Annotated in this window: 21 protein-coding genes; 12 read left to right on the top strand and 9 right to left on the bottom strand. The window is 39.5% G+C overall.

What is annotated here, in order from left to right; genetic code table 11:
• Positions 1 to 1,569 carry an anthranilate synthase component 1 gene (locus I6F49_RS07605; protein ID WP_197179552.1) on the bottom strand — a complete coding sequence of 523 codons (1,569 nt, stop codon included), beginning with the start codon at positions 1,567 to 1,569 and terminating at the stop codon, positions 1 to 3.
• 463 nt (positions 1,570 to 2,032) lie between these two features.
• Here I6F49_RS07605 and rnm point away from each other — a divergent pair, with 463 nt between their 5' ends.
• The 5 genes from rnm (at position 2,033) to I6F49_RS07580 (ending at position 5,629) form a co-directional block, all read left to right on the top strand.
• Positions 2,033 to 2,887 (top strand): RNase RNM, encoded by an 855-nt coding sequence (gene rnm / locus I6F49_RS07600; protein WP_197179550.1) that lies wholly within the window; start codon positions 2,033 to 2,035, stop codon positions 2,885 to 2,887.
• Positions 2,884 to 3,504 carry an L-threonylcarbamoyladenylate synthase gene (locus I6F49_RS07595; protein WP_166421539.1) on the top strand — a complete coding sequence of 207 codons (621 nt, stop codon included), beginning with the start codon at positions 2,884 to 2,886 and terminating at the stop codon, positions 3,502 to 3,504. The genes rnm and I6F49_RS07595 overlap by 4 nt, the downstream gene beginning before the upstream one ends.
• Before the next feature lie 6 nt (positions 3,505 to 3,510).
• The gene (locus I6F49_RS07590; protein ID WP_197179548.1) at positions 3,511 to 4,347 is read left to right on the top strand and encodes a segregation and condensation protein A; all 837 of its coding nucleotides are present in this window, start codon (positions 3,511 to 3,513) and stop codon (positions 4,345 to 4,347) included.
• A gap of 147 nt (positions 4,348 to 4,494) precedes the next feature.
• A complete protein-coding gene (locus I6F49_RS07585; RefSeq protein WP_197179547.1) occupies positions 4,495 to 5,046 on the top strand; it encodes a cytochrome b in 552 nt (183 codons plus the stop codon).
• A 1-nt stretch (position 5,047) separates the two neighbouring features.
• Entirely contained in the window at positions 5,048 to 5,629 is a 582-nt protein-coding gene (locus tag I6F49_RS07580) for a YceI family protein (RefSeq protein WP_197179545.1), read from the top strand.
• Between the two features lie 76 nt (positions 5,630 to 5,705).
• Here I6F49_RS07580 and I6F49_RS07575 read toward each other — a convergent pair whose 3' ends face one another.
• Positions 5,706 to 6,557, bottom strand: a complete 852-nt coding sequence (locus I6F49_RS07575) for a TIGR02285 family protein (RefSeq protein ID WP_197179543.1) — start codon at positions 6,555 to 6,557, stop codon at positions 5,706 to 5,708.
• A gap of 139 nt (positions 6,558 to 6,696) precedes the next feature.
• On the bottom strand, positions 6,697 to 6,864 hold the full coding sequence (locus tag I6F49_RS07570; RefSeq protein WP_002961566.1) for a hypothetical protein: 168 nt from the start codon (positions 6,862 to 6,864) through the stop codon (positions 6,697 to 6,699).
• 370 nt (positions 6,865 to 7,234) lie between these two features.
• Here I6F49_RS07570 and I6F49_RS07565 point away from each other — a divergent pair, with 370 nt between their 5' ends.
• Entirely contained in the window at positions 7,235 to 7,786 is a 552-nt protein-coding gene (locus I6F49_RS07565; RefSeq protein WP_197179541.1) for a hypothetical protein, read from the top strand.
• On the opposite strand, the gene I6F49_RS07560 is transcribed toward I6F49_RS07565, so the two are convergent.
• Positions 7,783 to 8,586, bottom strand: coding sequence for a M61 family metallopeptidase (locus I6F49_RS07560; RefSeq protein ID WP_197179539.1), 804 nt, complete (start codon positions 8,584 to 8,586; stop codon positions 7,783 to 7,785). The genes I6F49_RS07565 and I6F49_RS07560 overlap by 4 nt on opposite strands.
• A 187-nt stretch (positions 8,587 to 8,773) precedes the next feature.
• On the opposite strand from I6F49_RS07560, the gene icd reads away from it, so the two are divergent.
• Entirely contained in the window at positions 8,774 to 10,042 is a 1,269-nt protein-coding gene (icd, locus tag I6F49_RS07555; RefSeq protein WP_197179538.1) for an NADP-dependent isocitrate dehydrogenase, read from the top strand.
• A gap of 12 nt (positions 10,043 to 10,054) precedes the next feature.
• Here icd and I6F49_RS07550 read toward each other — a convergent pair whose 3' ends face one another.
• From I6F49_RS07550 to I6F49_RS07540, 3 genes are all read right to left on the bottom strand, one after another.
• Positions 10,055 to 10,486, bottom strand: coding sequence for a hypothetical protein (locus I6F49_RS07550; RefSeq protein ID WP_197179536.1), 432 nt, complete (start codon positions 10,484 to 10,486; stop codon positions 10,055 to 10,057).
• Between the two features lie 424 nt (positions 10,487 to 10,910).
• Positions 10,911 to 11,117, bottom strand: coding sequence for a hypothetical protein (locus tag I6F49_RS07545; protein WP_008169332.1), 207 nt, complete (start codon positions 11,115 to 11,117; stop codon positions 10,911 to 10,913).
• Positions 11,118 to 11,191: 74 nt separating this feature from the next.
• Positions 11,192 to 12,139, bottom strand: a complete 948-nt coding sequence (locus I6F49_RS07540; protein ID WP_197179534.1) for a LysR family transcriptional regulator — start codon at positions 12,137 to 12,139, stop codon at positions 11,192 to 11,194.
• Positions 12,140 to 12,520: 381 nt separating this feature from the next.
• On the opposite strand from I6F49_RS07540, the gene aceK reads away from it, so the two are divergent.
• The 4 genes from aceK (at position 12,521) to lepB (ending at position 16,480) form a co-directional block, all read left to right on the top strand.
• On the top strand, positions 12,521 to 14,293 hold the full coding sequence (gene aceK / locus I6F49_RS07535; protein WP_197179532.1) for a bifunctional isocitrate dehydrogenase kinase/phosphatase: 1,773 nt from the start codon (positions 12,521 to 12,523) through the stop codon (positions 14,291 to 14,293).
• Positions 14,294 to 14,357: 64 nt separating this feature from the next.
• The gene (locus tag I6F49_RS07530; protein WP_197179530.1) at positions 14,358 to 15,320 is read left to right on the top strand and encodes a zinc-binding dehydrogenase; all 963 of its coding nucleotides are present in this window, start codon (positions 14,358 to 14,360) and stop codon (positions 15,318 to 15,320) included.
• Between the two features lie 102 nt (positions 15,321 to 15,422).
• On the top strand, positions 15,423 to 15,677 hold the full coding sequence (locus tag I6F49_RS07525) for a DUF2999 family protein (RefSeq protein ID WP_002963210.1): 255 nt from the start codon (positions 15,423 to 15,425) through the stop codon (positions 15,675 to 15,677).
• A gap of 152 nt (positions 15,678 to 15,829) precedes the next feature.
• Positions 15,830 to 16,480: a signal peptidase I gene (gene lepB / locus I6F49_RS07520; RefSeq protein ID WP_197179528.1), complete on the top strand. Its 651-nt coding sequence runs from the start codon at positions 15,830 to 15,832 to the stop codon at positions 16,478 to 16,480.
• 80 nt (positions 16,481 to 16,560) lie between these two features.
• On the opposite strand, the gene I6F49_RS07515 is transcribed toward lepB, so the two are convergent.
• On the bottom strand, positions 16,561 to 17,208 hold the full coding sequence (locus tag I6F49_RS07515) for a bifunctional 4-hydroxy-2-oxoglutarate aldolase/2-dehydro-3-deoxy-phosphogluconate aldolase (RefSeq protein WP_197179526.1): 648 nt from the start codon (positions 17,206 to 17,208) through the stop codon (positions 16,561 to 16,563).
• A 129-nt stretch (positions 17,209 to 17,337) separates the two neighbouring features.
• Positions 17,338 to 19,359, bottom strand: coding sequence for a methionine--tRNA ligase (gene metG / locus I6F49_RS07510; RefSeq protein WP_197179524.1), 2,022 nt, complete (start codon positions 19,357 to 19,359; stop codon positions 17,338 to 17,340).
• A 187-nt stretch (positions 19,360 to 19,546) separates the two neighbouring features.
• Here metG and apbC point away from each other — a divergent pair, with 187 nt between their 5' ends.
• Positions 19,547 to 20,623, top strand: a complete 1,077-nt coding sequence (gene apbC / locus I6F49_RS07505; RefSeq protein ID WP_197179516.1) for an iron-sulfur cluster carrier protein ApbC — start codon at positions 19,547 to 19,549, stop codon at positions 20,621 to 20,623.
• Positions 20,624 to 20,627 lie beyond the last annotated feature (4 nt).

The raw sequence follows: 20,627 nt of genomic DNA, 5'->3' as shown, positions 1-20,627 counted from the left end.
TTATACCGCCTTGTACGTAGATTTAATGGCGGTAATAACCGCTTGTGCTTTAGCGCGTGTTTCGTTTGCTTCTGAAATAGGGTCTGAGTCAAACACTACACCGGCACCTGCTTGCACATAGGCTATATTATTTTTAACAAAAGCGGAGCGAATAACAATACAGCTATCCATTGTGCCATCGCCCGTTAAGTAACCTACAGCACCACCATAACTGCCACGGCGTTTGCCTTCTGTTTGACGAACAAGCTCAGCAGCACGCACTTTTGGTGCACCAACAAGTGTGCCCATGTTCATACACGCTTGGTAAGCATGCAGTGCGTCAAGCTCTGGTTTTAAAGTACCTACAACGCGCGACACTAAATGCATTACTTGAGAGTAGCGGTCTACTTTTAATAGCTCTTTAGCAAAACGAGTACCTGCAACACTAATACGGGCTACGTCGTTACGGGCTAAATCGACAAGCATTAAATGCTCGGCGCGCTCTTTTTGATCGTTTCTGAGTTCAAGCTCAATACGGCTATCTAGATCTGGGTTTATTTGCCCATTAGCAAATTTACCACGTGGACGAGTACCCGCTATTGGATATACCTCTACTTGCTGAGATTGCACAGTGTATTTAAGTGCTGACTCGGGAGATGCGCCAAATAATGCAAAGTCTTCATCGCGCATATAAAACATATACGGGCTTGGGTTTTGTTTTTTAAGTTGGCTATACGCATGTAAAGCGTCAGGGCAAGGTAGAGAAAATGTACGCGATGGCACTACCTGAAAAATATCGCCATCAACAATGTTCTTTTTAAGCTTTACTACTTGCTCACAGTACGTTTCGTCGCTTATATCAACGCTTACGTCGCACTCGCCGCTTTGCATATCGGCACTAAATTCAGCAGCGTTATCACACAGTGTATTTAAGCGCTCAAGCTCTTTACCTACTTCAAAGCAATTTGCGTGTACGTCTGGCCCGTTAAATACATTACCAATAAGCTCAGTTGTTTGTTTTTGATGATCAATAACCACTAAGGTTTCGGCTAAATAAAATACGTAATCTGGGCAGGTGTTTTCGCCGTCTGGCACGTCACTTAACTGCTCAAAGTTTGCCACCATATCGTAGGCAAATACACCGCCTAAAAAGACTGAAAAAGGATTGTTAGTAGTACTTTTAATACTGTTAATACAAGTGCGAAGGGCGCTAAATGCATTGTCGGCAACCAGCTTGCTCGCCTCGTCAATATCATTATTAGCGGTTAAGTACTCAAGCGTTAATGTTGTATCGTTTAGCGTGGCTGTACAGCTTTTAACATTAGCGTGTAAGTAGCTAAGTAATTGCTGCCCGTTATTCGACTTTGCTGTAACGGTTACCGTTTTACCTTGGCATACAATGCGCAGGGCACAATCGACTAAAATTAAACTTTTTACACTGTCTTTAGAATCAATCTCAGCCGATTCAAGCAGTAGTGAGTTAGGCTTATCAAGTGCCGCGTATAATGCAAGTGGGCTACTAATATAGTCGCGTACTTGCGTAATGCTTGTTACTTCGCCTGGTGTGGTAGTTATATGACTAAAAATCAAACCTCATTCCCTCAAAAAATTAAACCCCGCAATGCTGTGCAATGCGGGGTTTGAATAACGATATCTAAATTACAAACAGATCATTACCGTCCCGCTATATCAGGCGCCACCACCAACGATGTGTAAGAGTAAGACCGTTATTCATGTTTTTCTGCCTCAAAATTTATTAAATATTTTTAACGTATACGTTTCGTAAAATTTAGTTATAAAAAAACCCGCATAGTTGCGGGTTTTGAATTTTTGTTAGACACGACAATTCATCACCCGAAAATTACGAGTGCCACCACCAAATAGTGTTTAAGTTTGAATTGATCATTATTGTTAATTCTTAATGTGTCTGAAAGTGGCTACAGTAAAACGTATCTTATGCTTTTGTGTCAAGTGTTTATTTAAAACAATTTAGTCAAAAAAGTTGTTATACTTACATAAACACCACTAACCCTTAATTTTAAGCAGTTTTCTTTTGATAAAATATGATTTACATAGCCATACCACACATTCAGACGGGCGTTTAACGGTTGAAGAATTATTGCATCGCGCTGTTGATAAAAATATTGATGTGTTTGCTATTACCGATCATGACACTGTGGCGGCAATTAAGCCTGCGCAGCAATTTATTGAAGCTGAAAACTTACCGCTTTCATTAATAACGGGTACCGAAGTGTCTACCAAATGGGAGAGCTTTGAAATTCATATTGTGGGTTTAAATATTGATATTGATAATATTGACCTCACCTCTTTATTATCGGCTCAGCAGCAAAAGCGAGAAGAACGCGCACTAGAAATTGGTGTTCGCCTTGCAAAAAATGGCTTTGATGGCATATACGAGCAAGCTAAAGAGTTGGCAAAAGACGCGCAAATTACACGTGCGCATTTTGCACGCGCATTAATAGAGCGCGGCGTTGCCAAAAATTTTCCAGGTGTATTTAAAAAGTACTTAGGGCGTGGCAAAACAGGCTACGTACCAAGCTGCTGGTGCACTATGCAAACTGCCATTGAGGCTATTCATGCTGCTGGTGGTGTTGCGGTACTTGCACACCCAAGTAGCTATCAAATGTCAAACAAGTGGCTACGCAAATTATTAGTAGAATTTAAAAGTGTAGGAGGGGACGCAATGGAAGTTGCACAACCTCAACAGGCGCCAAGCGAACGTCAATTTTTAGGTGAACTCAGCCGTGAGTACGAACTACTTTGCTCGCAAGGGTCTGATTTTCATTTTCCGACAAGCTATTTAGAGCTTGGCAAAAACTTATACCTACCTAAAGACTGCCAAGGTGTTTGGCAAGCTTGGGAAGGACAAGAAGGGGCATTATTATGAGTCAATTATTTCACATTCATCCAGATAACCCGCAACCAAGACTGATCAGTCAAGCTGTTGATATTATCAAACAAGGCGGCGTTGTTGTTTACCCAACCGACTCGGGCTACGCCATCGGCTGTAACATTGGTAATAAGCAAGCCAAAGAGCGCATAGAGCGCATTCGCGGTATTGAAAAAAATGATAATTTTACGCTAGTTTGTCGTGACTTATCTGAGCTTGCTACTTATGCACGTGTAGATAACCAGCTATTTAGACTTATTAAAAATAATACACCAGGGCCTTATACCTTTATTTTTAAAGGCACAAAAGAGGTTCCTAAACGTTTATTAAACGACAAGAAAAAAACGATTGGTATGCGTGTAATTGAGCATCCAATAGCGTGCGCATTACTTGCTGAACTTGGCGAGCCGCTCATGTCATGTTCGTTAATTTTACCGGGTCAGCAATTTACAGAATCAGATCCTGATGAAATATTAGAGCGACTAGACAAACACGTTGATTTAATTATTCACGGTGGCTACTTAGCCGAGCAAGCAACCACAGTAATTGATTTATCAGAAGATGAAATTAAAATTTTACGTGTTGGCTGTGGCGATACAAGCCCGTTTGAGTAATAAGTAGTGAGCGAAAGTACTGCTGATACAAAAAGTAGTGAAAAGCCAGTGCAGCAAAAGCTGCCACTGGCTTTTTTGCATGGTAAAGCGGTTGTAGATAAACCCGAAGATTTATACATTCCACCAGATGCGCTCGAAATAATATTAGAAACCTTTGAAGGCCCGCTCGATTTACTGCTGTATTTAATTAAAAAGCATAAGCTTGATGTGCTCGAGCTTTCTATTTTTAGTATTACAGAGCAGTACGTAAGTTATGTAGAAATGATGACCGAGTTTCAACTCGAACTTGCTGGCGAATATTTAGTAATGGCTGCGTTACTTGCGCAAATTAAGTCGCGCTTATTATTACCTGTACACGAAGAGCTTGAAGAGGAAGAAGATCCTCGTGCTGAGCTTATTAAACGTCTGCAAGAGTATGAGTTATTTAAACAAGCCGCCGAAAACCTCGACGATATCCCTCGTGTTGGTCGTGATATTTTTATAGCGCATGCCGCTATGCCAATAAGTGAAGATACAAGTCAAAACCTCCCCGATATTGAACTTAAAGACTTAATGCTGGCGCTGAGTGATGTAATGGCGCGAGCAAAAACGTTTGAGCATCATCAAATTACTGCCGAAGTACTCTCAACCCGAGAGAGAATGAGCCAAATATTACAGCAACTATCGCAAGCAAACTCGGCAGTGGTATTTAATGCGCTTTTTACCCCAAATGAAGGGCGAAGTGGTGTAGTGGTTAGTTTTATAGCTATGCTTGAGCTTATTAAAGAAGGGCTTGTTACCTGTTTGCAAGTAAGCCCTGAGAGCTTAATTTATGTCAGCTTGAGCGAACAATCCACCTTATAAAATTATCTGTTTCCCCCTCCACTTTTGCAAAACTGACTTTAAATAACAAAGTTCTGTGCGTATACGCACGTAAAGTGTTTGTAAATGTTATTTTCATTTACCTCTTTGAACTATATTGTAACGTCATAGCATTATAGGACGTTACACATGTTTAAAAATACACCTTCATCTTACGGACTTGTCGCCATTATTTTACATTGGCTCATGGCGCTAACTATTTTTGGCCTGTTTGGTTTAGGTTTATATATGGTTGAGCTTACTTATTACGATAGCTGGTATAAAGGCTCGCTCGATTTACATAAAAGCATTGGAATTACGCTTGTGGCCGTATTTTTATTTAGAATTTTATGGCGTGCTTTATCTACACAACCTAAACCATTAGGTGAAATTAAAGGCATGAACCAATTAGCGCATACTGCGCATATTGCTATGTATATTATTTTGGCCGTTATTGTTGTTGCAGGGTATTTAATATCAACCGCAGACGGACGTCCAATAGAAGTGTTTACCTTATTTAACGTATCAGCGCTTGATTTTGCTTTTGATGACCAAGCCGATATTGCAGGAAAAGTACATTATTATGGTGCGTGCACATTAATAGGGTTTGCAGTATTGCATGCACTAGGGGCGTTAAAACATCACTTTATCGATAAAGATAAAACCTTAATAAGAATGATCAAACCATTAAAGGATGATTAAAATGAAAAAATTATTAGTAAGCACAGCCGTTTCGGCTGCAATGATGTTATCGGCAACAGCCGCTAATGCAGCTAATTATGTAATTGATACAAAAGGCGGGCACGCCTCTGTTAACTTTAAAATTAAACACTTAGGTTACAGCTGGTTATATGGTCGTTTTAATACTTTTGACGGCACATTTAGCTATGATGCTAAAAACCCTGATGCATCAAAAATTATGGTAAATATTGATACCACTAGCCTTGACTCTAACCATGCAGAGCGTGATAAGCACTTACATGGTAAAGATTTTTTAAATGTAGATAAATACCCAAAAGCGACATTTAAAAGCACAAGTATTAAGTTTGATGAAGACGGTGAAGAGGCCGACGTAACCGGCGAATTTACGCTGCATGGCGTAACCAACACTATTACCTTTGAAATAGATAAAGTGGGCGAAGGTAAAGATCCATGGGGCGGTTACCGCGTAGGTTTTGAGGGCGAAACCACCCTTAAACTTACCGATTACGGTATTGATTACAACTTAGGACCTGCATCTACTCATGTTGATATTATTTTATCAATAGAAGGAGTTCGTCAGTAATAGCATTATTAAATATAAAAACGCCACTTACTGTAGCGTTTTTTTTTGCTTTATAGAAACTTAAATCAAGCAACTTTTAGTCTATTGATTTTGTGCTATTTATACGCGACTTTAATAAAGGCCTTAAATGTTCAGGTAACCAGCGCATAAGTAAATCGTTATAAGCCTGCGTTTTTTTAATTATTTTTAGCTGCTCATTTAGAATCGCGATGTCTTTTTCACCTTGCTCGTTTTTAGTACAGCCAATAAAGCCATAACTTAACGCGGGTGATTCGGTTAATGGACGCTGTGTTAAGTTTTCATCAAAGTGCATTGATTTAGCTAAATAGTAATGCTCACTCGGGTAACCCAGTAAAATATCAATCCGTTTTAAGTTAAGCATATACGTAAGGCTCGCTAAGCTATCGCGAGTGGGTCTTATTACCAAATTAATATTGGGTGTACTGTTTATTAAGGAGTCTATCTCTTGCCCGTAAGAGCGGCTCATAGAGACTCCAAGCGTTAGTTTTTTATCTTGTAATAAATCAAGTAGCGATACTTCACCTGAATCCTCAATATTTAGCGCATCAGCCAATCGTTTATGCAGGGCAATAGAAGGCGAAAGGCCTGTTGTTGAGCTTTCGTCTGTAAAATAAATGTGCTCTTTTCTGTCATCGTTTTTGTAAAGCGATAATGCACACACATTATGCGAATTATTCGAAAGCTCTTGAATTACTTTACCTGAGGGAATGATCATTCTTTTAAATGTAATAGTGGGGAGTTGTTTTTCAAGAAGTGCAATTATGCTTTCGTCACGGCCTTGATATTGGTATTGACCATTTAAAATATAGTAGGGTGCAAAGTCGTGCGCTAACCAAGTAATAGTTCTTGCATTACTGATTGAGCTCAAACAGAAAAAAAGTAAGAAAGTTAAAAATATACGGAGCATTACAACAGCTGCCAGTAATTATTATTGTAAAACTATTGTAACCAATAAAGAGCTAAAAAGTAAAATGCCAGCAACGAGGCTGGCATAATATCTTATCAATAATTGCAATAATAAAAAGGCAATTAAAGTTATGTGTTGCTTAGTTAGCTTTTAGCCACTTAACAAACTGGCGTGCATCACTCGCTTTTTGAAACAATGCATTTTTTAAACCTTGTGTATCACTAAAGATTACACGATGTTTGTTTACTGAAATTGATTGCACTGGATGTGCAATTTGGATCATAGACCCATTATATTTATAAGACATAATAAAACTCACTTTATTCTTGTTATTTATTCTGCGCTATAATTTTATAGCAAATTGCAGTCAATAAATAAACGATGTTGTGTTTAGCTTCATTACAGTGTTGACGATCTTTATGACACTTTTGCGATGATAGTAAAAAATCATCTCGGTATTATTCAAGGGGTTCTCGCCGTACAATAACTTAGCTTTCAAATATACGTTTTGCGGGGCTTACTGGATCAGGGTAAATGGTTAACCGCGGCGGTTTCTTTAAACCAGAGAGGGAAGGTAACTTATATATATATTGTGTGCAAGCTATTTTTGTAAAAATATTTATAATATATCTTATCAACTGCTTACAAAGCCCATTTTTAGTTACCAAAGGATAAGTATGAATTACCTAATAGTGAGTGATATTTACGGTTTAACACCCGCTTTAATGAGGTTGTCAGAAGTGATTAGCGCAAATGTGGCTATTATTGACCCCTACAGCGGTAACTGTCAACCCATTGAAAATGAACAAAATAGTTACGATAACTTTATGCAGCAGTGTGGTCATGATGAATACACTGCTAAAGTTCAAAAATGCTTTGAGGACCTAACCGTACCAACTATCTGTATTGCGTTTAGTGCGGGAGCAAGTGCGGCATGGCGAGCACAGTTATTAACAGGCAATACACACCTTAAAAAGTTAATTGGCTTTTACCCATCGCAAATTAGGCATAATTTAAATTTAAGCGCAAAAGTGCCCTGCGAATTTATATTCCCAGCAAGTGAGAGTCACTTTAATGTTGATGAAATTATTAAAGCTTTAAGCACCAAAGCGGATGTTAAGTGCTATAAAACCAATTTTTTGCATGGTTTTATGAACGAGTACTCAACCAACTTTAACCCACAAGGGCTTGTTGAATATAGTAACTATATAAAACAGAGCCGCTTTTAAAGCGTGTTTAACTGCTCTTTATTAATATCAGGAAAGTCAGTACGAGTATTATATTTTGCATAGAGTGTTGTAAAAACGCTACTACCGGATAGCTTATCTAACTCTTTTATAAATGTTTTAGCATTTGAGCGAGCGGGTCTACAGCATACTTGATACTGTTTTATTATACCCGCGACCGATAACCCTTGTTTTTGTAGCTCTAAATCAGCCTGTGCAAAAAAAGCTGCACCAGTCCAATAAATACGTTGTTGGGCGCGTTGTTCCCACATATCGGCAGAGAGCTTATTAAGTGGCTGTGTTTTAGTTTTGGCTTGCAGGCGGGCACGATCAAATCCTGCATTTAAACGTTGTACAAACTGTGGCTGGGTAATTATACCGCTGTCACGCATTATTACGTTTTGCATATAACTGGCAAAACCTTCACTTAGCCAAAAGCCAGAGTAAGGAAGCAGCGGTAAGTATAAATGCGAAAGTTCATGGTATAGCGTCCAATCTTTAGTGAATGCATTTAAACTGGCGTAGCGATCTATATGTAGCTCAAGCCCATCGGGGTTATTGCGCTTAACTATAGCCCAAGGTACAGGCTCAAAAGCAACGTATTGTGGTTTTAAATAAATAGGCAATGTGGTTTGTTTTAAAGGCCCCAGTGTATTTTGTGTTTTTTCAACACTTTGATTAACCCATGTAGACACTGTTTTTTGAGCATTACTTGAGAGTGAGTTAAGGTTATGTATTACCACTTCAACGGCTAACGCGTTAAAAGAGCTGATTGATAGTAGCAGTACAAAAAAGAATTTCATTAAAGTGCTCCGCTGTAATTAATAACTGGTACGAAAATTCTAATATACAAGACCAACTAAATGGATAAATAATCACGCCTAATTCTTTATTTTTTAAAATGATAGTAACTATAAAAGTACAAATACAGACACTCCTAGCTAAGCATGGTTTAATCAATTAATCGTTATTTTAAGTTAGGTTTTAGCCATGACGTATCAGCATATTCAAGTTCCTGAGCACGGCCAAAATATCACTATTGATGCACAAGGACACTGGCAAATACCGTTAGAACCTATCATTGCCTTTATTGATGGCGATGGCGTGGGCCTAGATGTTATGCCGGTAATGCGCCATGTTGTTGATAGTGCAATTGATCATTGTTATAAAAGTGCACGGAAAATTCATTGGATGCAGGTTTATAATGGCGAGCAGGCCGCAAAGCTGTATGACGGTGACTGGTTTCCACAAGAAACAATTAACGCGGTACGTGCCTGTAAAATCGCCATAAAAGGGCCGTTAACCACACCACTGGGTGGTGGTTTTAGATCGCTTAATGTCGCACTCAGGCAAGAAATGGATTTGTTTGTAAATATGCGCACTATAAAAGGTTTTAGTGCGCTCCCTTCTCCTTTAAAAAATCCATTCTTAACAAACATAACAGTACTTCGTGATAGCAGCGAAGACGTGTACTCAGGTATTGAGTGGCAAGCAGGCAGTGTAGAAAGCGAAAAAATGCTCGACTTTTTATGTGAGGAAATGGGCGTAACCCGCCTAAGATTTTCACAAGAGTGCGGAATTGGTATTAAAAATATATCCAAGGAAGGCTCAGAGCGATTAGTGCGTTATGCCATTAACTATGCAATAAAAAACGATAGTGAATCTTTAACGCTAGTACACAAAGGTAATGTACTTAAATTTACCGATGGGGCATTTAAGCGTTGGGGGTTTGCACTTGCACAAAATGAGTTTAATGCCACTGCACATGAAAATGGGCGTTGGCTGCAAATAGAGCGAGCACACCAAGCGCCCTTAATTATTAAAGAAGTCATAGCCGACAACATGCTGCAGCAATGTTTAATGCACCCAGAGCAATTTGATGTAGTGGTAACTACTAACCAAAATGGCGACTTTTTAGCGGATATGCTCAGCGCGCAGGTTGGTGGTGTTGGTATAATGCCCGCTGCAAATTTAAATAACGATGTCGCATTCTTTGAGCCCACTCACGGCACGTTTGAACGTATAGCAGGGCAAAATAAAGCAAACCCAAGTAGCAGTATTTTAAGTGCAGTATTAATGCTTAAATTTATGGGGTGGGAAGAGGCCGCATTACTCATAGAAAATGCGTTAGAGCAAACATTTAAAAGCGGTGAAGTAACCTTTGATTTAGCGCAAGAGCACACAAATAACTCAAGTATTCATAACTCGACAACCTTAACTTGCACTGGTTTTGCAAAAAAGGTTATCGAGCACTTTTAATCACATCCATTATTAAGCTGCTGAGGCAGTTTTTACTCTGTGCATGCAAGGGCGGTTAGTTAACTGCGCTGCACGATGGTAAATCTCATGTGCTTGGGGTTCATCGCACTGCGTAGCACTAAGCGTATCCATTAACGCTACAACAATAATTGCAGGAACCTGACAGCAATATTCATCTAAAACGGCTTCCGTAGTTTGCGCATCAACATGGCAAAGCGGGTGGTTTTTAAGTTGGTATGCGTTTAATAATGTATCAACTTCTAATACATCATCTGGCTGATGCTTTGTTTTACGGCATTTACAACCAAACTCATCCACTAAAGTAGCTAATGCTTGGTAAGTTTCAGTGGTGTTAGCTTTAGTGCATAACTGCTCTTCAATGAACTGATGCAAGTTAGCATCGATGAATAATCCGTCTTGGCGTGTGAAAGAAGCTGTTGTCATAATAATTACTCTTAGTTTGTTGGCTTAACTTCACTCTAGCGCTAAGTGTATTATTAATGAAATTGTTGTTTTCAATAACTGACATTGATTTTATCAATAGTAAAATTTAATGGTTAATAGAACGCAGAAAACAACCTTAAATAATGCCAATTAATTTGGTGCAAAGTCGTCCAGTCGTGCACAAAAATGGAACAAAGGGAAGAGTTGAGGAATAAAGAAGGATTCTTAGTTGATTGTTTTTATTAGATTTTAATTTTTTAGTGAAGTTGGTACTAAGCTTGCTGATTATACGCTGTAGGTAGATTCCTATATCGACGATTTCCAAAAGCGCCACGGTATTTTCCCAAAGTTGAATACCATGGCGCTTTTTTTATTTTCGCGTGTATTTTATTTAGCCGTAGCAAGAACAATAACAGTAGTAATGTTAAATTTTAATAAAGTAGGGAATAGCCACTAAAATAGCGCCTACAATAAGCAACATACTTACACTGGTCATAAAGTACGGAAACACCAATAACGACAAACCAATACAAAGTGGCACTACGGCTTTTTTTCTTCGCCCGTAAGTAAGGTAGCCAATACCTATGCCGCCAAACAAAACACTCCACGCAATTATTGATGCACTATCCATTTATTCTCCATTTGCAGCTATTGTATAAAACCGAGTATATGTGAAACACATAACACAACATTTCAGCATTTAATTTATCTGTCCGCAATTGTTTTAGCAAATGCTAATAACTCACGTCTTAACCATTGGTGCGCAGGGGCATGGTGCAGCAGTGGGCTCCATATCATTTTTACTTCAATAGGGACTATTTGAAATGGTACAGGACTGATTACTAAATCAGTATGAGAAGTTAATAATTTAGCCTGCCTGCGCGGTAGGGTGGCAATAAGTTGCTCTGATTGGCAAAGTAGGCTTGCAACCATGTAGTGGCGAGTAAAAACACGTATTTTACGGGTTTGTTCGAGTTGCCAAAGCGCTTCGTCTACCCAGCCTAATTTTTGCTTTCCCGATTTATTAGTAACAGCAGCCTCTGGCCCCCAACCTGCACGGTTTACCCAAATATGTTCTTTTTGTAAGTAGTCGTCTAACCCTGAATGTTGTAAAAAAGTATTTTTAGGATGGGTTAAACAACAGTAGTTATCGCGCCATACACTGGCTTGATGAAACGAGCGAGGCAAACCGTTAAAGCGGTTTATGGCTAAATCTATAGTGCCTTTTTCCATGTCTTGTAGGTTTACGTCGCTTGGGCTTAATACATCAAAATTAATACCGGGATTTTTATTAAGCTGCGCAGTTATAAAAGGGGCTATTAAGGTCGACTCTATGTAGTCGTTTGCCATTATTCTAAACGTAACTTCAGCCGTTGCAGGGTTAAATTGCTCACTAGGCTGCGTAATAGCTTCGGCCATTTTTAATAGCGCCTCAACCTCAGGCTTTAATGCAAGTGCTTTAGCTGTTGGCGTCATTGAGCCTGCGGCACGCACAAGTAGCGGATCGTCAAATAAATCGCGCAAACGCTTTAATGCGTTACTCATAGCAGGTTGCGTAAGCGCGAGCTTGTGAGCCGCTTTTGACACACTTTTTTCATCTATTAACACATTTAAATAAACGAGAAGGTTAAGATCGACGTTTCTTATATTCATATGGGCGTGTTGGCCTTTCAGGGTTGAAATTTGTTCAATCTAGGGGCGATTTAATCGCGGCGCGAGGTTTGCCACCTAGTGGGCTAAGTAAAAATCGAGCAACAAAGAGTTAATCGTCCCTAGAAAGAACCCTATGGGCAGTGTGTATTTGGCCTTTATGCAGCGTTAAAGTACATTTATGGGGAGTAACCACACTACATGTACTTTGCCTTGCTTAAAAACCAAATACACGGCTGCAAAATTAACCTCGAAAGGTCAATACGCCCAATAAATTCTATTTATATGCTTTATTAATTATCTAAATTAAAGCCTGCTTGCTAAGGTGTAAACAATTAATAAAAAATAACCGCCATAACTGGCATCAATATAAGTGCTGTATTTATGCAAAATAGGCTAACAAATCAATCTAATAATGCGCTACAACACGTTGTAGCCAGTAAGCTTGCACGATCTATTTTTGCTGGATTTGAGGCGATGTTTTCGCAATTTTTAAATATTACATTGGGTGCACAAAGCCGTTTTGAACAACAAAAATACCATGATGTACAAAGCGCTATGCGTGAGCGTTTACAAGTGTATGAGCGCGAAGTAAAAAATGTGAGTGAAGCAGTGCTAGTTATTGCTTACGCTGAACTTACTTGCCCGCAAACGTGGCAGCTAGCTAAAAATATTTATGGCGATATGGTACAAAATCACGAAAATAAACCTATTGCGCATACCTTTTTTAACTCAACGTTTGGCGCAATTTGGGACGATAAAAAAATTCGTACTGTGCATTTGTTTGTATTAAAAGCAAAGTATCGTAGTGAGCCGCGCTCTTATGAAAGCTTAGTGAGCAGGATATCGCTACAAAACGGGTTTAATAACGCCGTTAAAACGCTTATTACTAATCAAGTGTTTAGATTGCCATTTAGTCAGTTAGCGAGCGATGTAGCCACGTTACAAAGTACATTAATGCAAGGCGCTAAGCAGCAATGCAAACAGGTGTACGAACTTATAAATTTAAACGACGGTTATATTGAATACGCCAACTCATTATTTTTTAGAAACAAAGCCTGTTATTTAATTGGGCGCTGCATTGCTAAAAATGGCGACAACATGCCTTTTGCTATCGCTATTTTAAATACCGATGAGGGACTAAAGCTTGATGCTGTAATGATGGGCGCCGATCAATTAAGTTTATTATTTGGTTTTGCGCGCACGTATTTTATGGTTGATACCGACCAGCCTGCTCGTTATGTAGATTACTTAAGCGTGTTAATGCCGCACAAACAACGCTTTGAATTATTTAACGCGATTGGTTTTATAAAGCACGCCAAAACTGAGTTTTATCGGCACAAAGTTGATACCACTAAAAATAGTCCAGCCAACTTTAAATATGTTACAGCGCCAGGTACTCCGGGCATGGTAATGCTGGTCTTTACTATTGAAGGGCTAGATTACGTATATAAAGTAATAAAAGACAAATTTAGCGCGCCAAAAACAGCTACTAAAGCACAGGTGAAAGAAAAATATAACTTTGTAAAACAAGCAGATAGGGTTGGTCGTTTGGTAGACACACACGAATTTAGATATTTAGCGTTTGATTTAAGTCGTTTTAGCGACGAACTGCTCGAGCAGATGAAAAACCAAATTGGTAGCAGTATGGTTATATCGGGCAAGGCACTTATTTTAAAGCACGTTTATGTTGAGCGTAAAATGACCCCGCTTAATTTGTATATTAACCAATGCGATAACAAAACCTTAGAAAGAGTGATGCATGATTACGGTAAAGCAATAAAGGAGCTTGCCGGCGCTAATATATTTCCGGGCGACATGCTAATGAAAAATTTTGGCGTAACGCGATGGGGACGAGTGGTATTTTACGACTTTGACGAAATTTGCCCACTGACCGATTGCAACTTTAGAGAGGTGCCACAAACCCAAAATGCACTTGAAGAGCTAAGTAGCCACTCGTATTTTGATATAGCCGAAAATGATATATTTCCGAGCCAATTTAAGGTGTTTTTTAGTGCTAACGAACTTGCGTTTAACTATTTTAATAACGAGCACAGTCATTTGTTTTTAGCGACATTTTGGGAAGGCTGCCAGCAACAAATATATAATGGCTATCTACCCGATGTTTATCCTTATAAACAAAGTTGGCGATTTTGAGGTTGTTTGAATCTGTGTTCATCCCCATCTATATGTAATTACAGTTTTTAAACTTGGAGCGACAATGAAATATATTTCTCATGAAGATGGCAATCTTGCATTTAGTGAAACCGAAAAACCGGTTTTAAAGAGCCATGAAGTACTCGTAAAAGTAGAAGCTATAGGTGTGAACCGTGCAGATAGCATGCAGCGTCAAGGAAAATACCCGGCTCCTGCGGGAGATAGCCCAATTTTAGGTTTAGAATGCGCTGGTGTAGTTAGTGATATTGGCGGTAAAGTTGATAGAGTTTGGCTTAATAAACGTGTTTTTACCTTGTGCTCAGGCGGCGCTTATAGTGAATATGTAGCCGTTGATGCAAAGCAGCTTATGGAATTACCCGATGATGTAACAATGGCTGAAGGCGCTGCAATAAGCGAAGTGTACCTAACAGCATTTGGCGCGTTATTTGAGCTTGGTAAATTGCAAAAAGGACAAACAGCACTTATTCATGCAGGTGCGAGTGGCGTAGGCGGTGCTGCAATTCAAATGGCTAAAAGCGCAGGTGCTACCGTTGTTGTTACTGCCGGTACGGATGATAAATGCCAACATGCAAAAGAACTCGGTGCCGATCATGCAATTAACTACAAAACTACCGACTTTGTAGAATACATGAAAGAACATGAGTTAACAGCAAATGCAATTGTAGATCCTGTTTCGGGTAGTTATTTAAATAAAAATGCCGCTATTGCAGCGATGGATTGCCAAATTGTTATGCTTGCATTTTTAGATGGACGTTTTGCAGAAGTGGATTTTGCCGCGCTTTTACGCAAACGTATTTCGTTTCATGCATCAACGCTTAGAAATCGTAGTATTGAGTTTAAACGCCAGGTGCGCGACGACTTTGTAGCGCGTTTTTACAATGATATTGCTACTAAAAAGTACGACTTTAACCTGTATAAAACACTACCATGGGGCGAAGCAAGCGAAGCTCACGCTATTTTAGAGCGTAATGAAAACGCAGGAAAAGTGGTTTTACTTGTAGAATAACCATGAGATGTAACACTGGGACGTGTATTGACGTTGTTAATGCATGGCTCAGCTAATATAATTTAGTAATATAAAATACGTACAAAACACACAAGGTTAAAAATGAACCCAATACTAGCAATACTTAAAGAGCACAATGTAAGCGATGAAAAAGTAAAAGCATTGTTTGAAGCGTTTACTCAAAACCCAATGATGGCAATGGCGCTTGTTCAAGAGCTTGGTATTCCGCCAGAGAAACTACAGCAACTTATGGCAGTCGTGATGACGCAACCGCATCTGATCAAAGAAGCGACTGACGAACTTGGTTTGGATTTTGAAAAAGTAAAAGAAGCAAAAGAAAAACTAAATCAACAATAATTTATAATCTAATTTTCAGATTGATCATATAGCAAGGTAAGCAACTACCTTGCTATACCCGCCGTAAACCTCACACTTTTTGTTACACTCTACATTGAACTGCTCTGTATTTAGTTAGTCATAATAATACTTAATTAACGCAGGGAAATAATATGAAACCGCTTTATAGGTTTTGGAAAAACAACCGCGCTCTTATCGTATTTATAGCACTGATGAGCGTATTTAGAAGCGCTGTAGCTGACTGGTACGAAGTGCCAACAGGCTCAATGAAGCCAACCATTCAAGAAGGCGACAGAATTTTAACGGATAAAATGGCTTACGATATCCGTCTACCATTTACGCATATAAAATTACTTAAACTAGCGGACCCACAAACCGGTGATATTATTGTTTTTGACTCACAAGCTGCCGATAACCGCTTAATTAAACGTGTAATAGGTGTACCAGGAGATACCGTTGCGCTAGAAAACAACGAGCTCATTATTAATGGTAAAAAGCTTAATTATGCAGATCAGCGAAGCAACATAGACTCGCTTGATAAAATTGAAAATTTAAACGGGCTAGAGCATTCGATAAGAGTGGCAAATATTCCTTCACGTTTATCGGGGTTTGATGCAATCACCATTCCGGATGATTATTATTTAGCAATGGGCGACAACCGCGATAATAGCGCTGACTCGCGTGTAATTGGTTTAATTCCGCGTGATGAGTTATTAGGAAAAGCAGAGCGCGTTATAGTGTCACTTGATTACGATAATTATTACCTACCAAGAAAAGAACGTGTATTGAAAAAGCTGAATTAATTAGTAATAGTTAATTTTGTATAGCGCCCAATCAAATTTATGAGCGTACATATAACTATTTTATAAATAAAGTGAACTGCCTATTTAGGCAGTTTACTTATATAGTTTTTTACAAGCTTGGTGAGATCACTACGCTCTTGTTTAGTGTTTAATACCTTACAAAAATCGCCACTGACTGCAGCGCCGCAAGCGCCTGCTTCAAACCATTGTGATAAATTATCTAAATTCACACCACCAACAGGCATTAATTGTGCTTCTGAAAATGGACCCGTTAATGCTTTAAAGTAACCAACGCCCATACTGCCGGCAGGAAATACTTTAATAATATCTGCGTTATATTCAATTGCATTTGCTACATCGGTAGGCGTTAGTGCGCCCATTAATACTGGCAAACCATGCTGGTGGGCAAGTTCGACAACTGATTTGTTGGTATTTGGCGTTACAATAAACTGTGCACCCGCATCAATTGCTTGCTGGGCAAGGGTGGTATTTATTATTGTGCCTGCACCAATAAGTGCGTTTTTATGAGCTGCACGCGCTTTTGCTATTTCTTGCTCAAAGCCAGGTGTGTTTGACGTGATCTCTAATGCGTTTATGCCCGCATTTACTAAACAATCAATTAATGGTGCTACATCGCTTTGTTGTTTTAAGCGCAGTATGGCGACTAACTTGTGTTGCTTTATTTGGCTACTTACTTTTGTTCTGTTGGCATCTAAAATCTGGGTCATAATTACAATTCACTTTATTTAATGCAAAGGCGTTTGTATAAACGGCTAGGCTTAATATACGACTAAACATTGCTTTTGCCCATAAAAAAACCGCTGATACATCAACGGTTTTTTATAGTATGAGTAATATTACATTACGCGCATACCAGGCTCTGAGCCGTCATCTGGGTTAAGAATATAAATTTCTTTTCCGCCAGGGCCTGCTGCTAATACCATGCCTTCAGACATGCCAAAGCGCATTTTACGAGGCTTAAGGTTAGCAACCATAACGGTTAGCTTGCCTTCAAGATCCTCTGGAGCGTAAGCAGATTTAATACCCGCAAACACTTGGCGAGTTTCGCCGCCTAAATCAAGTGTTAGCTTAAGTAGTTTATCTGCGCCTTCTACGTGTTCTGCTTTAGCAATTTTGGCTACGCGTAAATCTACTTTTGCAAAGTCATCAAACTCTATTTCGTCGCTAATTGGCTCTTTTGCAAGTGGGCTGTTAGGGTCAATAGTTACTGTTGGCGCTAAGCTTTCTTTAGATTCTTCAACCATTTTGTTCACTTTATCCATTTCAACACGTTGCATTAACGGCTTAAATTTATTGATAGGGTGGCTTACTAGTGCGTTTTGAACGCCGTCCCATGCAAGGTCGTCATTTAAAAACGCTTGTACGTTATCGGCCATTTCTGGAAGCACTGGTTTTAAATAAGTAATTAAAACGCGGAATAAGTTAAGACCAAGAGAGCACACTTCGTGTGCTTCTTGTTGCTTAGTGTCGTCTTTAATTAACACCCAAGGTGCTGCGCCATCAATAAATTGGTTTGCTTTGTCGGCAAGCGCCATTATTTCGCGAATTGCACGGCTGTAATCGCGGTTCTCATAGTGTGTTGTAATGCTAGGTGCAGCCGCTTGAAACTCTGCTAACAGCTCTGGTTGCATAATAGTGCTGCTTAGCTTGCCATCAAACTTTTTAGTAATAAAGCCAGCACAACGGCTCGCTATGTTTACTACTTTACCTACTAGGTCTGAATTTACTCGTTGTGCAAAGTCTTCTAGGTTTAAATCAAGGTCAACAATACCGCTGCTTAATTTTGCTGCGTAGTAGTAACGTAAGTACTCTGGGTTTAAGTTATCTAAATACGTACGCGCTTTAATAAACGTACCCTTTGATTTAGACATTTTTTCGCCATTTACAGTCACAAATCCGTGAGCGAATACGTTAGTTGGCTTTCTAAAATTAGCGCCTTCTAGCATTGCTGGCCAAAATAAGCTGTGGAAATAAATGATGTCTTTACCAATAAAGTGATAAAGCTCAGCGTCTGAACCTTCAGCCCAAAATTCATCAAAGTTGATGCCTGTTTTGTCACACAGGTTTTTAAAGCTCGCCATGTAACCAATAGGTGCATCTAACCAAACGTAGAAGTATTTGCCTGGTGCATTTGGAATTTCAAAACCAAAGTAAGGCGCATCACGGCTAATATCCCACTGCTGCAAGCCATCGGTAAACCATTCGTCTAGCTTGTTAGCCATTTCTTGTTGAATAGTGCCCGAGTGTAACCACTCTTTTAGCATGCCTTCAAATGCTGGCAGGTCAAAAAAGTAATGTTCAGAATCTTTAAGTACAGGCTCTGCACCTGACATTACAGAACGCGGATTAATGAGTTCGGTAGGGCTGTATGTAGCACCACACGAATCACAACTGTCGCCGTTTTGGTTTTCAGACTTACACGTTGGGCAAGTACCTGTTACAAAACGATCGGGTAAGAAAATACCTTTTTCAGGGTCGAATAATTGCGAAATAGTGTGCTTTTTAATATGACCGGCATCGTTTAGGCGGTTATAAATAAGTTCGCTTAATTCTTTGTTTTCTTGGCTGTGCGTGCTGTGGTAGTTATCAAATTTGATATTAAAGTCAGCGAAGTCGCGTTGGCGCTCTATGCTCACTTGTTTTACCATTTCTTCAGGCGTGATCCCTTGCTTTTGCGCATTAAGCATAATTGGTGTGCCGTGGGCATCGTCTGCGCAAACATAATAAGCTTCGTGGCCCTGTAGTTTTTGAAAACGTGACCAAATATCAGTTTGAATATATTCCAATAAATGACCTAAGTGAGTAGGGCCATTTGCATAAGGTAATGCGCTGGTAATCAGGATCTTTCGCTGCGTCATAATCATTCCGAATTGAGGATAAAACGCCGTTTTTATTATACAAACGGCAATTATCATTAATTTATCTACAAGCTATTTGCTTAGAGTGCACACAGCTTATGGATTTTTATTAATTGACTGGTGTTAATGCCCTGAATGTTACATAATTCCGTGGCACTTTTCATCAAAGAAACGCTATTTAATTGCTATGTTTGGACTGTCGAAACTATTCTCTTCTAAATCGGTGCAAAAACAACCGATTATTACTGCCTTAGCGGCATACCGTAGTGCGGCTTTTGCCGTGGGTATTGACGAAAGCTTCATTGATACTATTACTCAAAATGACGATAAATCACTACACATTAAATTAACCTTACCATTTGCTGGGCAATCAGAAATGCCTTTAGTTGAGCAACACGTAAGTGAAAGCTTAAATGTGGCTGTAACAATTAGCGCCAAGGTTATCATTAAAGAGGCGGCTAAATTTAAAGCGATTAAACATATTGTACTTATTGCCTCAGGCAAAGGAGGAGTAGGTAAGTCGACTACTGCCGTTAACTTGGCGGGCGCCCTTAAAAATGAAGGCGTAAAGGTCGGTATTTTAGATGCTGATATTTATGGGCCGTCGATTCCAATGCTTTTGGGCTTGGTGGGCGCAGAGCCCGTCACTAAAGATAACAAACAGCTACAGCCTTTTGATGCAAACGGCATTAAAGCGCAGTCAATTGGCTTTTTAGTCCCAAGCGATGACGCCACCGTATGGCGCGGACCAATGGCTTCAGGCGCGCTGAGCCAGTTACTTAACGAAACCGATTGGGGCGAGCTTGATTATTTAATTGTAGATATGCCACCGGGCACTGGTGATATTCAACTTACAATGAGTCAAAAAGTACCAGCGAGCGGCACTGTTATTGTCACTACGCCGCAAGACTTAGCCCTTGCCGATGCGCAAAAAGGCATTGCCATGTTTAATAAAGTAAACGTGCCAGTGCTTGGTTTAATTGAAAACATGAGCCACTTCATTTGCAGCCATTGTGGTGAAGCTAATCATGTATTTGGTAAAGACGGCGCACAAAAATTGGCGCACAAGCATGGCGTGCCCGTACTTAGCCATATTCCTCTTGCTATAGATATTCGAGAATACTCTGAGCAGGGCAAACTTATTGCCAATGATAACGACGCCGCAATAAGCAAAACATACAGCGCAGCAGCGAGGCTTATAGCCAGCACGCTCTATTATCAACAGCATCACAATCCGATTGAAATTGTGATTACAGAAGATTAATAAA

The organism is Pseudoalteromonas sp. SWN166 (genome assembly GCF_015864485.1).
GTDB lineage: Bacteria > Pseudomonadota > Gammaproteobacteria > Enterobacterales > Alteromonadaceae > Pseudoalteromonas.
The sequence above is the reverse complement of the archived record's forward strand: the minus strand, read 5'-3'. Positions and strand labels throughout refer to the sequence as shown.